The organism is Eudoraea adriatica DSM 19308 (assembly GCF_000382125.1).
GTDB classification, from domain to species: Bacteria; Bacteroidota; Bacteroidia; order Flavobacteriales; family Flavobacteriaceae; genus Eudoraea; species Eudoraea adriatica.
In genome coordinates this window covers 177,825-192,129 of record NZ_KB907547.1, presented here as the reverse complement: position 1 = coordinate 192,129, position 14,305 = coordinate 177,825, and the positions used below count along the sequence as shown (strand labels likewise).

Here is a 14,305-nt window from a genome sequence, read left to right as displayed (position 1 = left end):
TCAGCAATAGCCGTGGACTCCAGCATACTTATCATTTGTATTTGTTTGGTGTTATCTGCATTTTTTTCAGGAATGGAGATAGCTTTTATTTCTGCGAATAAGATTCATATTGAAATTGAAAAAAAACAGGAAGGTATTCTGGCGCAGATACTAACCCGCTTAACAAATAAACCTTCAAAGTTTATCGCCACCATGCTCATCGGTAATAATATTGCACTGGTGGTATACGGTTTGTACATGGGAGATTTATTAATGAATTGGTTCCAAACCAAATTACCAGCTGACAATAACTTTGTTCAACTGATGTTTACCGACTTCAGCCTGTTAACCCAAACACTTATTTCCACAATCATAATTTTGCTCACTGCAGAATTTCTGCCCAAGGTACTTTTTCAGATCTATGCAAACAAACTGCTCAAAATTCTTGCAGCACCTGCCTATTTTTTCTATTTGTTGTTCTCTTTCGTTTCCGATTTTGTCATAAAAGTTTCCGATGTGCTTCTCAAAACCTTTTTTAAGACAGATGGAGACGAAGTGCAACTTGCGTTTAGCAAGCTTGAATTAGGAGACTATATTACCGAACAAATGGAAACGGTGATGGAAGAGGATGATATAGATTCTGAGATTCAGATCTTTCAGAATGCACTTGAATTTTCAGCGGTTAAGGCCAGGGAGGTTATGGTTCCCAGGACAGAGATTATTGCAGTAGAATTACATGAAACCCCAAAAAACCTTGCTAAACTTTTTACGGAAACCGGCTTGTCAAAAATATTGGTCTTCAAAGATACCATAGATAACATTATCGGGTACATTCATTCGTATGAGTTATTTAGCAAGCCCAAAACAATAAAAAGTATACTCCTGCCTGTAGAATTCGTCCCGGAAACAATGTTAATCCAGGATATTCTCAATGTTTTGACAAAAAAAAGAAAAAGTATTGCCGTAGTGCTCGATGAATACGGAGGTACTTCCGGAATAATGACCGTTGAAGATATTGTGGAGGAACTTTTTGGAGAAATTGAGGACGAACATGATTCGACAGATTTAATGGAAGAGGAACTCAATAGTACTACCTATAAATTTTCTGCCAGGCTGGAAGTAGATTATCTGAATGAACAATACAAGCTGGAACTTCCTGAAAGTGAGGAATACGAAACGCTTGGAGGCCTCATAGTCAATGTAACGGGTGAGATCCCGGACCAGAATTCTGAAATACTTATAGAACATTATTTGTTTACTATCCTGGAAGTTTCCAGCACAAAAATAGATTTGGTGACCCTTGAAGTCAAAGAAAAAGACTAGACCAATTAATATCAGTCAGATAGCCAACTTTAAGTTTTTATTTCTAGATGGAAAATACTAATTTCGCCAACTGATTTAAAATAAACGAAAAATGGCAATTCTAGAGAATATTAGAAAACGAACTACTGTTTTAATCCTGATCATAGGGATGGCCTTATTTGCGTTCGTGATTTCTGGAATTTTTACCAGCAATGATTTTTCCGGTGGAAAAGTTGGGTCTGCTGTAGGTGAAATAAATGGTGAAGAAATTTCCATCGATGACTTCAGGCGAAAGATTGAGAGGGCATCAAGAAGATCCGGGCCCACAAATTCATCAATGCAATTGGTAAATACTGTCTGGAACCAGGTTGAACGAAACACAATCCTTGGGCAACAGATAGAGGATTTGGGTATAGATATTGAGCAGGACCAGATAATAAATGTCATTAAATCTAGTCCCGGGATAGCTCAAAACCCGCAATTTACAGATGAGAACGGAATATTTGATGAAGCAAAATTCAGGGATTTTATTGCTGAATTGAAAATCAATGCCCCGGCACAATATAACGATTGGCTGCAAGACGAAGAGGCCATTATTCAAAGCGCAAAGGAGCAAACCTATTTTAACTTAATTAGAGCAGGAGTTGGTGCCACTTTAAAGGAGGGAGAATTAGATTATAAACTTACTACCGACAAAGTAGATATAAGATATGTACGCATTCCTTATGCTTCAATCCCCGACAGTACTTTTATAATTACCAAAAAGGAGATTTCCGACTATATTAATGAACATCCGCAGGATTACAAGCAACAGAGGTCCAGAGATATCCAATTTGTTTATTTTGAAGATAAAGCCTCCGCTGAGGATGAAGCTGTTATAAAAGATCAAATTACAAAGCTTCTTGGCGATACCGTTGAATATTTTGAAGAACGCGATGAAACCGATACCATTCCCGGATTTAGGAATACAACAGATAACGCTGCTTTTCTTGACAGAAATTCGGACATCAAATTCGACACTATTTATAAGTCTAAAAATGAGTTGCCATTAAAGTTTGCAGATACCCTGATGGCCTTAAATATTGGAGAGTTATTTGGGCCTTATAATGACGGTGAAAGTTGGAAAATTACTAAAATGGTCAACAAAAAACCCAATGGATCTGTAAAGGCCAGTCATATTTTGATTACATGGGAAGGAGCCGAAAGGGCAAACCCCGAAATAAAAAGAACCAAAGAAGAAGCCGAGGCCATAGCAAAAGATCTGCTGAAGCAAGCTAAGGCAGAAGGTGCGGTTTTTGCCCAGCTGGCTAGAGATAACTCTGATGGCCCCTCTGCTCCAAGAGGAGGTGACCTGGGTTACTTTCAGGAAGGGGTAATGACTCCAAAGTTCAATGATTTTGCATTTGGAAACGCGGCAGGTCATATCGGATTGGTTGAAACAGAATTTGGATATCATATTGTGCGCGTAGATGATAAGCAGGATTTGGTTCAGCTGGCAACTCTTAGCAGGGAAATAGAAGCCTCAGATGAAACACTAAATTCACTTTTTACAGATGCTACTAAATTTGAAATGGCGGCAACTTCGTCTGAAAAGTCTTTTTCTGATTTGGCCAAAGAAAATGAATATGTTGTAAGGCCGGTGAATAAAATAAATGAATTGGACGAAAACCTTCCCGGACTTTCAAACCAGAGGGCTATTGTTCAGTGGGCTTTTAACTCCGAAACGGAAATAGGAGATATTAAGAGATTCGGTATTAGCAACGGTTATGCCGTTGTACAGCTAACGGCAAAGTATGAAGAAGGCTTAATGTCTGTTGAAGATGCTTCCGCTTCTGTTCTCCCAGTAATCAGGAAAAGAAAAAAAGCAGCAATGATTATTTCTCAAAATCAGGGAAAATCATTGGAGGACCTGGCATCAGATAACAACACCAATATATCAACGGCTTCTGCCTTAACAGTTAAAACTCCAACCATAGCGGGTGCAGGAAGAGAGCCTTTGGTCGTGGGAACCGCTTATGCCTTGGCAGAAGGTAGTGTTTCAGATCTTATTGAAGGAGAGACCGGAGTTTTTAAAGTTGAAGTAACCAAAAAAGAAGAAGGTCCTGCGTTGGAAAATTATTCCACTTTCGCCAATTCTATTCAGGCTTCAAACGGAACCCGCGTTAATACCAGTGTATTTGATGCCTTGAAAGAAAATTCAGAGATTGCAGATAACAGAGCAACTTTCTATTAAGAAATATAGTGCTTTGGGGTTTTGACGTCAGGAAAAGAATAGTGCTTTAATTGGCATCATAAGAAGCTTCTCATTTGGGAGGCTTTTTTTAAAGTATCATTTCTGCATATGGAATTACAGTCTTATACCCCTTCTTAAAGAAATATTCAGGAGTAGTATTATCTCCTATGGCAAGCACAAAGTCTCCACCCCATGCCCCTAAACTTTTTACAGCCCCTTTAAAACCCTGAAAGAGTTTTTCCTTCACAGGTATTAGTTCAAGGATGTCTGCCAAAAGTAATTCATGTGCATTCATTAATTCTTTAAACCTGCTTAGTTCATTGCAATGAATACACTCTTTGGTTAATTCTGAAATTGTCTTAATTAAAGTTTCTTTATCAAATTCCTTTTCCTTGTATCTGTTTATCCCCTCTCTGCTATTCTGCTTCCTGTTGAGGTGTACAAAGTATAATGCGTCTTTAAAAGGAGGGTTAAACTCAATTTCTTTTATAAATGGTTTTCCATCCTCTATCTTATAAAGAAGTGGATGGTTATGCCGGGCACAGGCAATATCGTAACCGCTTCCATCGAATGTTTTAGCTAAAAGGGCAAAAGGATCAACGTTGGCCCACTGAGCAACATTATTAATTAGGGTGGATGAAGATCCAAGCCCCCATTCCCTGGGAAAACTAAGGGCCGTTTGAACTTCACAGCCAATTTTTTCCTTTAAAAAATCCGGATTCAACCTTTTAGCCTCAAGTAAAATTCTGAGCAACATTTCAGATACCTTATCTTCCGATGCAGGCAGATTTTTCAATTCATAGGAACCCCCCTCTTGCGAATTGCGAAAAAGATCCAGATGTAGCGAGGTATGAAACCACTTTTCACCCTTCTCGTCCAGGCTTGTCCAACTAAGGTATGGAGAATCTGCCTCACTTATAGTCAGGGTTTGCCCGAATTTGGCAGGAAGTGCAAAGGATAAAGCACCATCCAGAACTGCGTACTCGCCCGTTAGTAGCAATTTTCCATTGCTGTAGAACCGCCGGGTCATAATTTGTTCCGTAAATTTTGTAGTGCTTCAACAACTGCATTATGAGTCGCGGCATTCTTCTTAAAATAGGCGACTAAAGTTTTCTTTTCATCCTCAGAGGCACGCATTTGATTAAGGATATTAAGCAAATGCATTTTCATATGTCCTTCCTGAATTCCGGTTGTCACTAATGATCTCACCGCTGCAAAATTCTGCGCTAATCCCGCTACCGCAACAATTTGCATTAATTCGCGGGCTGAAGGTTTTTGCAAAATCTCCAAAGCGAGATTAACCAGGGGATGCAAACTGGTTAGTCCCCCAACGGTTCCCAGGGCCAGAGGCACTTCGATCCAAAATTTGAAGATACCATCTTCAAGAGAGGCGCGTGTAAGACTTTTATAGGAACCATCTTTAGCTGCATATGCGTGGATGCCTGCTTCAACAGCTCTGAAATCGTTCCCTGTGGCCAGCACAACTGCGTCAATACCGTTCATTATTCCCTTGTTATGTGTAACCGCTCTGTAGGGTTCAACGTTGGCGATATCTACAGCCCTTACCATTTTTTTTGCAAATTCCTCAGGGGAAACAGACTGTTCTGCCTCCAATTCATTAATCGGGCAACTTACCTCCGCCCGCACAAGGCATTCCGGGACATAGTTGGAAAGAATACTCATGACCACTTCTATTCGCTGTTCACCCTCATTAAACGATGTATAGGTTAGCGCTTCTCTTTTCAAAGTAGAGGAAAACTGTTCTAAACAGGAGTTTATAAAATTTGCGCCCATGGCATCCAGGGTTTCAAATTTACAGTGCAACTGATAGTAATTATCAAGTTTATGTGTTCGATCCCGAAGTTCTATTGATGTTATTCCACCGCCGCGCTTTTCCATATTTTGGGTGATGGATTTACAATCACTAACTAAAATTGGATTTATTGCATCAATGAATTCCTGTAACTTCTCAGAAGGGCCTTTGAAGATAAAATGTACCTGCCCAATCTTTTGGGTTCCTAATACCCGGGTCTTAAACCCACCTTTATCCAGCCAGAATTTTGCAGCTTTACTAGCGGCTGCAACAACTGAACTTTCCTCGATAGCCATTGGAATGGCATATAGGGTATCATTAATTAAAAAGTTCGGCGCAATCCCAAAAGGAAGGTAGTAATTACTGATCGTATTCTCTATGAATTCGTCATGGAGTTTTTGCAACTCATTATCCTGATTCCAGTATTTTTTAAGAATTTGTATAGTAGTATCCGAATTATCAGTATAATTATCGGCAATCCATTTGATTTTTTCTTCTTTGGAAAGTTTCGAAAAACCCTGGATAGGTGTTTTCATGAGCTTTTATTGTATAAGGGCAAATATAGTGATTACACAATTATTGCAGGGAGTTTCTTCATTACGGGTATCAGCGATTAACTTGCAATATTTTAAGTTTAAAGTTATTTTTTTAGCAAAAATATTAGTAAACTTGGTAGTTTATAACAAATTTTTTAGAATTTATGAATAAATCTTTCCTCCTGATTTTTCTTATTTTTTGTTTTATAGATTACGCTCCTGCGCAACAAAAAAAACTCTCTCTGGAAGAACTTTGGTCAGGCGCCTTTGTCACCAAGGGCATGGAAGCTATATATCCTTTAAAAAATGGCAAACACTACACAGTGTTGAATACGAATAAAAATACAGGTGTTGTTAGCATTGATAAATATGATTACAGTACTCTGGAAAAGATAGAAACTGTGGTTACTTCGCAGGAGACACCTTCAAAGGCGGTGTTTAGCTCATATGCCTTTAGCGCAGACGAATCCAAACTGCTGCTGGCAACGGAAGTGGTTCCAATATACAGGCGTTCCAAAGTGGGGATCTATTATATTTATGACCTTATCACTAAAGATATAATTCAAATTGCGGATAGCTGGATTCAGGAACCCACCTTTTCACCGGATGGCAAAAAGGTGGCCTTTGGAAACAATAATAATTTATATCTATTTAATATAAGCGATGGTAAAATAGTAAAAATAACTTCTGACGGAGAAAAGAATAGTATTATTAATGGTATAGCAGATTGGGTATATGAAGAGGAGTTTAAAATTGTCAGGGCTTTTGAATGGAACTCGGACGGCACTAAAATTGTGTTTTTAAGATTTGATGAGACCACTGTTCCCGAATTTGCTATGGATGTTTATGGAACAGACTTGTATCCTTTTCAATATATATTTAAGTATCCCAAAGCCGGTGAAAATAATTCCGTTGTCACCTTGCATTCCTATGATATTGAATCAAATAGAATTTCAGATATTTCACTTCCTGACTCCTATTACATACCCAGGATAGACAGAATGAACAATTCAGATTATATAAGTGTTCAAACTTTAAACAGGCACCAGAATAATTTAAATTTATATGCAGTAAACCTGCAGGACAATTCAGTATCTCTTTTACTTCAGGAAAAGGACGAGGCATATGTTGATGTTTCCGATAACCTTACGTTTCTGCCCGATGACAGCTTTATCTGGACGAGCGAAAAGGATGGCTATAACCACATTTATCTGCATTCGAACAGTGGGGAATTAAAGAACCAGATTACCAGGGGGGATTGGGAAGTAACCAAGTACTATGGATATGATCCGGGCGAGAAAAGAATTTATTACCAATCAACGGAAAATGGATCAATAAACAGAGATGTCTATGGTATTGATATCAGCGCTAAGAATAAAAAGCGATTGTCTACCGGAGAAGGGACTAATTCTGCTGAGTTTAGTGCAGATTTTACCTATTTCATTAATAAGTTTTCCAACAATACCACACCTGATCAATTTACACTGCACAAAACTAAATCGGGAATTAAATTAAAAGAAATCATGGATAATAAGGAGCTTTCAGCAAAACTCTCCGGATATGAGATGAGCCCGAAAGAATTTTCTACAATAGCAATCAACGGTAATGAATTGAATATGTGGATGGTGAAGCCAAAAGATTTTGATCCTTCCAAAAAATATCCTTTATTGATGTTTCAGTACAGCGGGCCGGGCTCTCAACAAGTAGCCAATACCTGGATGGGTTCAAATGACTATTGGCACCAGATCCTGGCTTCAGAAGGTTATATTATAGCTTGTGTGGATGGAAGAGGCACCGGCTTTAAAGGACGTGATTTTAAGAAAGTTACTTACCTGAATTTAGTAAAATACGAAACTGAGGATCAAATTGCTGTGGCTAAAAAACTAAGTGAATATTCTTTTATAGACCCGGATAGAACAGGGATCTGGGGCTGGAGTTTTGGCGGTCATATGTCTACAAACTGCCTTCTGAAAGGCAGTGACACCTTTGAAATGGCTATTGCGGTTGCGCCTGTTACCAGCTGGCGTTTTTATGACACAATTTATACAGAACGATTTATGAGAACTCCGGCTGAGAATCCCGGAGGTTATGATGAGAATTCACCTTTTAATTATCCGGAGTTATTAAAGGGAGATTATTTGTTGGTTCACGGTTCCGGTGATGATAATGTGCATGTGCAGAACAGCATGAGAATGATAGAAGCCCTGGTCCAGGCTAATAAGCAATTTGACTGGGCAATTTATCCCGACAAGAACCATGGAATTTACGGTGGGAATACCAGCCTGCATTTATATACTAAAATGACCAATTTCATAAAAAATAATCTGTAAGAAACCAAAACAAACCATGGCTAAGACAAAAAAACCAGTACACCAGAGAGAACTCTTTGGACACCCTGCCGGACTCTATATCCTGTTTATGACTGAAATGTGGGAGCGCTTTTCCTACTATGGAATGCGGGGTATCCTTGTGTTGTATCTGACAGCTCAGACAAGGGGTGATAACCCGGGTTTAGGATGGTTAGACGGAGAAGCTTTATCCTTATACGGATGGTACACTATGTTGGTCTATGTGGCTTCAATTCCGGGAGGTATTATAGCGGATAAGATAATTGGACAAAAAAGGGCAGTTATGATAGGTGGCTTTTTACTGGTGGCCGGTCATGGAATTTTATCTATAGAACTCATGTGGGCCTTTTACTCCGGCCTAGGACTTATCATCGCCGGGGTAGGGATGCTTAAGCCCAATATATCTACTCTGGTCGGAGGTTTGTATAAACAGGGTGACGAACGCCGGGATAAGGGATTTTCAATTTTTTATATCGGGATAAATACCGGAGCAGCCCTGGCAGCCCTTGTTGTAGCATGGGTAGCCGACTTGTGGGGTTGGCATGCAGGATTTGGATTGGCTGCCATTGGCATGGTCATGGGTCAGGTAATCTATCTGTCCGGACAAAAATACCTCGTTACAGTCGGGAATAAACCCAAAGAAAAGGAGGCAAATAGTGACGATGTGTCCATTAAGGATATTTTTACACAGCAATTTAGTACCCGTATCCCGCTAACTATAACTTTATTATTAGCGGTTGCTTCAAGTGTTATCGCATGGAATTTTATTGAAGACCAGAGGCTGGCCTATATAATTTTCTTTATTTTCCTCTCTGTTGTTGTAGGAATGATGTTGACTATATACCAGGACCTTCATTCTCAAGTAGAAAAGGATCGTTATTTGGTATTGCTACTATCTTTTATTATTGTCATTGTCTTTTGGGGTGCTTTTGAACAGGCAGGTGGCCTGATGAACTTGTACGCAGAGAACAGGACAGACCGCTTTTTATTTGGCTATCAAATTCCTGCAGCGGCTTTTCAGTTTTTCAATCCTTTTTACATAATAGTATTTGCGGTGCCTGTAGCTAATTTCTGGATGTGGTGGAAGCACAGGGGAAAAGAAGCCTCTTCTCTTTTTAAAATGGCAAATGGAGTTATTATAATGGGACTGGGGTTCGTTTTTATGGTATTTGCCTCAATGCAGTATGAAACACTTGGTAAATCTGCACTTTACTGGTTGGCGTTGGCCTATCTTTTTCACACAATAGGAGAATTATGCGCCTCGCCGGTTGCCCTATCTTTTATAACCAAGCTGGCACCCATTAGATATGGCGCCCTTATGATGGGTGTATATTTTGCAGCTACCGGCTTAGGAAATAAGGTAGCCGGATTAATCGGGGAATCGGCTTCGGAGGCCGGTGAGCTGAATATCTTTGCCGGGATTACTATTTTTTGCGTAGCCTTTGGGCTACTTGTGATCGCTATCCTGAAACCTTTAAAAAGGCTGACCCATGGCGCTGAAGAGGATGAACGAGCCATAACCGACTAAGAAACTGTTTTTTAAGAGGTTTACCTATACTGTTAACAAATCAAACCAAAACCAATGAATACCGATATCGAGAATCTGTTTAAGGATAAGGTCTTAGGCCATCCAGCAGGATTAATGGTCTTATTTTTTACAGAAATGTGGGAACGCTTTTCATTTTATGGAATGCGTATTCTTTTAATCCTTTTTCTTACTGCACCTTTTGCCAGTGATAATCCGGGATGGGATTGGCCACGCGAAAACGCCCTGGCACTTATAGGAACCTATGCTTCCTTACTTTATTTAACCCCAATTATAGGTGGTTATATTGCCGATAAACTTACGGGATATCGCATAGCTGTTGTAATAGGTTGTGCTATTATGACCTTGGGTCATGCTTTTATGGCATTAGAAACTACTGCTACCTTCTATCTGGGTCTTGCTTTTTTGGTCATAGGAACTGGTTTTTTTAAACCTAATATTACTTCTATTATTTCCGAAATGTATAAAGGCAAAGAATCCAAAAAAGATGGGGCTTATACCATCTTTTATATGGGTGTAAATGCCGGAGCTTTTTTCGGGATGATGTTGTGCGGGTATCTGGCAGAAAATTTTGGTTGGTCCTGGGGCTTTGGACTGGCAGGTATTTTTATGTTTTTCGGGATGATGCAATTTTTGCTGGCTAAAAAATTATTTGGCAGCGTTGGCGGAAAACCAGGTAAAAAATATGAAGTAGAATTACCACAAAACATTAATGAAGAATCTCCGAAGATTATTGAAGAGGAAAAAGCAGCGGAAAAATTAAATCCGTTTTTAACTTTAGATTATATACTTATTGCTCTGTCCGCCATAGGTGGATTACTCTACCTCTTTAACGACCCAATTGAAAAGATAAGCGGAGAAAATTTATTGCCTTTTGAGATCTGGGGTTTATCTGGCTCCAATTTCATAGTACTCTTTGCTTTGGTTCTGTTTCTCATTCTCCTTGTTTCAAGGATTTCGAGATACATTCCTCTGGTAAGAGACAGGATTATTGCAGTTGTATTCTTCGGGATTTTTACTGTGATTTTCTTTGCCGCCTTTGAACAGGCGCTGGGTTCTATGACTTTGTTTGCAAGAGATTACACCAATAGAAATTTGGTGGGGTCATCAGCCATGGTTTTCAAAATTGTGGATGCCCTGCTTACAACCGTACCACTCATTATTATTACCTGGGTTTTGTATCTCCTGTTTAAAAAAACGTATTCCAGAATTGCTTTCTCCAATATTGTTTTGGCATTGGCATTTGTCGGGATTTGGGGATTAGTTGTTTATCGTTTGATTGACAAATTTTCACAAGAGGGAAATCAGATAGATGCATCATGGTTTGGAATTTTAAACTCATTTTTTATCATTACACTAGCCCCCTTATTTTCACGGTGGTGGGAGAGCAAATATAATCCTAGTGCTGCCATGAAATATGGCCTGGGACTAATTCTTCTGGGCCTTGGATTTGCTATTTTGTCATATGGATCTGCCGGTGTTGTACAGGGGTCCAAAACGGCATCGGTAAGCATGATTTTTCTTATTCTGGCCTATTTGCTTCATACCATGGGAGAATTATGTCTTTCACCCGTTGGACTGTCTTATCTGAGCAAACTGGTGCCAGCCAGAATGATTGGTTTTATGTTTGGTATTTGGTATCTCGCAATTGCCATAGGGCAAAAGACGGCAGGCACTATGGGCGGAATGATAGATAAAATTTCAGAACAATATTCCTTAAGCATATTCTTTCTGATGTTTACCCTGGTACCTATTGCTTTTGGTATAATTTCTATAATACTAAACCCGGTTTTAAAAAGACTTATGCATGGGGTGCGCTGATTTTATTCTATTTCCAGAATAAATGCACCCCTTTCACCGGTATAGTAAAATGGTAAGTTTCTGTTTGAACAAGATTTTTTCCATCTTTCAATATCACTCCTGTAATTGCTTCCATCCGCAATTATGCTTTTCGGTTTCACGGAGTCCAGGAATCGGTTAAAATTTACTTTGGGAGAATTACTGAGCAAAACATAATCAGTTTTCTGCAATTTATGGAAGGTCATTTGAGCGTTATTCAAGATCAATAAATCATGATCTTTAATTTTATATTTGTTTTTCAGCGTTTTGTAGTTAACTTTTTGGATGCTTTCTTCTACCTTAAGATTTTTAATCAGGCTTAGCACTGAAACAGAGTCCAAACAATTTATTTCCAATGAAATTCCTTTTTGATATAGCAGGGCCGAAGTTCCTGTTTTATGGAAGACGATGATTTTTTGCTGCCTGCTTTTTATTATCGTTGTGGAAATGAGCCATAATTGGAAGGCTATTACGAATAATGCTAAGGCCAGAATATTTTTAAATTTCTTCTGCGTGAGGCTGTATACTGCAGTAATAATTAAAAGATAACATAGTACAAGCTGTACGGAATCAAAGGAAATGTCCTTGAAAATAAAGGATTCCTGCCGGGCTATCCATTCTATAGCCAGATTCATCAGGTTAATGAGTTTATTATATATTACAGCCAGTGCATCCGGGAGCATATCCAATAGTGCCAGGACTATGATCAGAAAACCTGCTCCCAGGATTACGCCCAAAAAAGGAATAATTATAAGATTAGAGATAAGAAATAAACCGGGAAACTGGTGAAAATAATAAAGGCTTAGAGGGAGCACGCCAATTTGCGCGGCTAAGGAAACTGATGCCAATTGCCAGCATTTTTTGAAAAGTATATTTTCAGGATTCCAGCATTGCTGTAGCCTGGGGAATAACCAAAAAATGGAAAATACAGCTGCATAACTCAATTGAAATCCTACCTGGAACAATAACATCGGGTCATAGGCCAACAGAATAAAAAACATGGATAAAGCAAGGATATTAAATGTGTTGGTTGGCCGGTTCAGATACAAAGCATAGGCAACGAAAGAAAACATACATACCGCTCTTATCACAGAAGGGGATAAACCTGCTAAAATGGCATAGCCCCATAAAATAATCACAGTTAATATCAGGACCAATGTCTTTCCCCCGGGTAAACGCTCCAGGGGTTTTAGCAGAAATTTACAAAACAGTAATACTATTCCAATGTGCAGCCCGGAGACAGCTAGGATATGCACTGCGCCTGCATTCTTATAGCTGGTATACGTTTCCTCGCTTAATTCTTCTCTTTGTCCCAGAATCAGTGCCTGGATTATGCCGAGCTCCTCTTTGCCAAAATTTAACTTCTCCAGGCCTGAAACAATTTTAAGTCTAAAAGCAGCAACCAAACCAGGTAAAGTTGAGGAAGGATTTTTCCTGATTATACAATCCTGACGATTTAATTTAAGTTGATAATTAATTCCTAGTTTTTCGAGATAATTAGGATAATTAAATTGATATGGATTTAGGGGCAAACCAATTTCTTCTATAAGACTAAGTGTGTAGATTTCCTCATCTACATTGAATTTGGTTAATAAAGTGTCTTTTTTAAAAATAAGAAGAATTCTACCTTTTGCTGCAATACCATCAACTTCAATTACACTGGCAATATAGCGTTCATTATAACTATTTGGTTTTAGGGTTTTATTGATTTTAAGATGTAAATATTGTTCCGTTGGAAGTTTAAAGTTGGCGTAATATTTTATGCTGTTTTCTGGTAATGCCAGTGCTACAGACATCATGCCTAAACAAATTGTACATAACAGGGAAAGGATACCGAAGGGCAGATTATCCAGTATGTTTTTACCGCTCCGGGATATACCCATTAAGACCAGGAATCCAGAACTAAGGCTTGCTGCTAACCAAAGGGATATAGTAAAATAATACCCTGCAAGAATCCCAAATATCAGAAACAGAGTGAGCTTTATCGGAATAAAATCCAATAATTTCATGGAGTTTATTTGGTTGATTGTACGAGCTATTAAAGTAGCATTGGGTACTGAATGTTAGGTTCAGTGAGGAAAATTTAGATGAAATCAATTATTAGGCAAAACAATCCGCAGAAGATGCAGTTTGTATTCAAAGTACTCTTGTGGCCTTTACAAAAGCATAGTTCCAGAAACCTTCCTGTAATGAAGAAACGATAACTCCTCTCGAAGAAGTGGCATGAATAAATTTTATATCACGCCCGTCTACTGCAACTACAAGCCCGACATGATTAATTTTTTTTCCTTTCTTGCTGGTTTTAAAGAACAGAAGATCTCCTTTGGTGACTTTATTCAATTTAATTTTCTGGCCTTCGTCAGCCATTTGATAAGACACCCGGGGTAAAGGAATATCATTTTCTCCAAAAGAAACATATAGCAGGCCCGAACAATCCATTCCTTTTTTTGTGGTTCCACCATACCTATACCTTACCCCGGAGTAAGCCATGGCAGTATTAATAATGCGATCTGCTTTTTCGAGGACGACAACTGTCGTTTCTGCCACCGGAATATTTTCTATCGTGCTTAAAGTGTCCTTTTCTACCGCGGCAACAGTAACAGTTCGTTCCTTGCCATAGGTGGTTTTCTTTTTAACTACACCGCATCCGGTTAGGAGTATGCTGATATAAAAAACAAAAATCTTTCTATTCATCCCGGGATATATATG

General features: G+C 38.9%; 9 protein-coding genes. 5 read left to right on the top strand and 4 right to left on the bottom strand.

Going from position 1 to position 14,305, the window contains the following annotated elements:
* Positions 1-12 precede the first annotated feature (12 nt).
* Together G504_RS0104460 and G504_RS0104455 are read left to right on the top strand one after the other, a co-directional pair.
* Positions 13-1,302, top strand: a complete 1,290-nt coding sequence (locus tag G504_RS0104460) for a hemolysin family protein (protein WP_026348392.1) — start codon at positions 13-15, stop codon at positions 1,300-1,302.
* A 91-nt stretch (positions 1,303-1,393) separates the two neighbouring features.
* Complete coding sequence (locus G504_RS0104455) at positions 1,394-3,514, top strand: peptidylprolyl isomerase (protein WP_019668940.1); 2,121 nt, start codon at positions 1,394-1,396, stop codon at positions 3,512-3,514.
* An 88-nt stretch (positions 3,515-3,602) separates the two neighbouring features.
* Here G504_RS0104455 and G504_RS0104450 read toward each other — a convergent pair whose 3' ends face one another.
* Together G504_RS0104450 and G504_RS0104445 are read right to left on the bottom strand one after the other, a co-directional pair.
* Positions 3,603-4,544 (bottom strand): GYDIA family GHMP kinase, encoded by a 942-nt coding sequence (locus G504_RS0104450; RefSeq protein ID WP_019668939.1) that lies wholly within the window; start codon positions 4,542-4,544, stop codon positions 3,603-3,605.
* On the bottom strand, positions 4,541-5,863 hold the full coding sequence (locus G504_RS0104445) for a hydroxymethylglutaryl-CoA reductase, degradative (RefSeq protein ID WP_019668938.1): 1,323 nt from the start codon (positions 5,861-5,863) through the stop codon (positions 4,541-4,543). Before G504_RS0104445 ends, G504_RS0104450 begins: the two co-directional genes overlap by 4 nt.
* A 164-nt stretch (positions 5,864-6,027) precedes the next feature.
* Between G504_RS0104445 and G504_RS0104435 the strand changes: the two genes are divergently transcribed.
* The 3 genes from G504_RS0104435 to G504_RS0104425 are packed head-to-tail and all read left to right on the top strand — an operon-like array spanning position 6,028 to position 11,578.
* The gene (locus tag G504_RS0104435; RefSeq protein ID WP_019668936.1) at positions 6,028-8,193 is read left to right on the top strand and encodes a S9 family peptidase; all 2,166 of its coding nucleotides are present in this window, start codon (positions 6,028-6,030) and stop codon (positions 8,191-8,193) included.
* A gap of 16 nt (positions 8,194-8,209) precedes the next feature.
* Complete coding sequence (locus G504_RS0104430) at positions 8,210-9,739, top strand: peptide MFS transporter (protein WP_019668935.1); 1,530 nt, start codon at positions 8,210-8,212, stop codon at positions 9,737-9,739.
* A gap of 54 nt (positions 9,740-9,793) precedes the next feature.
* On the top strand, positions 9,794-11,578 hold the full coding sequence (locus G504_RS0104425) for a peptide MFS transporter (protein ID WP_019668934.1): 1,785 nt from the start codon (positions 9,794-9,796) through the stop codon (positions 11,576-11,578).
* A gap of 2 nt (positions 11,579-11,580) precedes the next feature.
* Here the strand turns inward: G504_RS0104425 and G504_RS0104420 are convergent, their stop codons facing one another.
* Together G504_RS0104420 and G504_RS0104415 are read right to left on the bottom strand one after the other, a co-directional pair.
* Positions 11,581-13,605 (bottom strand): ComEC/Rec2 family competence protein, encoded by a 2,025-nt coding sequence (locus tag G504_RS0104420; RefSeq protein ID WP_019668933.1) that lies wholly within the window; start codon positions 13,603-13,605, stop codon positions 11,581-11,583.
* Positions 13,606-13,732: 127 nt separating this feature from the next.
* Positions 13,733-14,290, bottom strand: a complete 558-nt coding sequence (locus G504_RS0104415) for a C40 family peptidase (RefSeq protein WP_019668932.1) — start codon at positions 14,288-14,290, stop codon at positions 13,733-13,735.
* Between the last annotated feature and the right edge of the window lie 15 nt (positions 14,291-14,305).

Coding starts and splice junctions, on each gene's coding strand:
- G504_RS0104445 (WP_019668938.1), bottom strand. CDS start 5,863: ATGAAAACACCTATCCAGGGTTTTTCGAAACTTTCCAAAGAAGAAAAA.
- G504_RS0104415 (WP_019668932.1), bottom strand. CDS start 14,290: ATGAATAGAAAGATTTTTGTTTTTTATATCAGCATACTCCTAACCGGA.
- G504_RS0104425 (WP_019668934.1), top strand. CDS start 9,794: ATGAATACCGATATCGAGAATCTGTTTAAGGATAAGGTCTTAGGCCAT.
- G504_RS0104435 (WP_019668936.1), top strand. CDS start 6,028: ATGAATAAATCTTTCCTCCTGATTTTTCTTATTTTTTGTTTTATAGAT.
- G504_RS0104455 (WP_019668940.1), top strand. CDS start 1,394: ATGGCAATTCTAGAGAATATTAGAAAACGAACTACTGTTTTAATCCTG.
- G504_RS0104430 (WP_019668935.1), top strand. CDS start 8,210: ATGGCTAAGACAAAAAAACCAGTACACCAGAGAGAACTCTTTGGACAC.
- G504_RS0104450 (WP_019668939.1), bottom strand. CDS start 4,544: ATGACCCGGCGGTTCTACAGCAATGGAAAATTGCTACTAACGGGCGAG.
- G504_RS0104420 (WP_019668933.1), bottom strand. CDS start 13,605: ATGAAATTATTGGATTTTATTCCGATAAAGCTCACTCTGTTTCTGATA.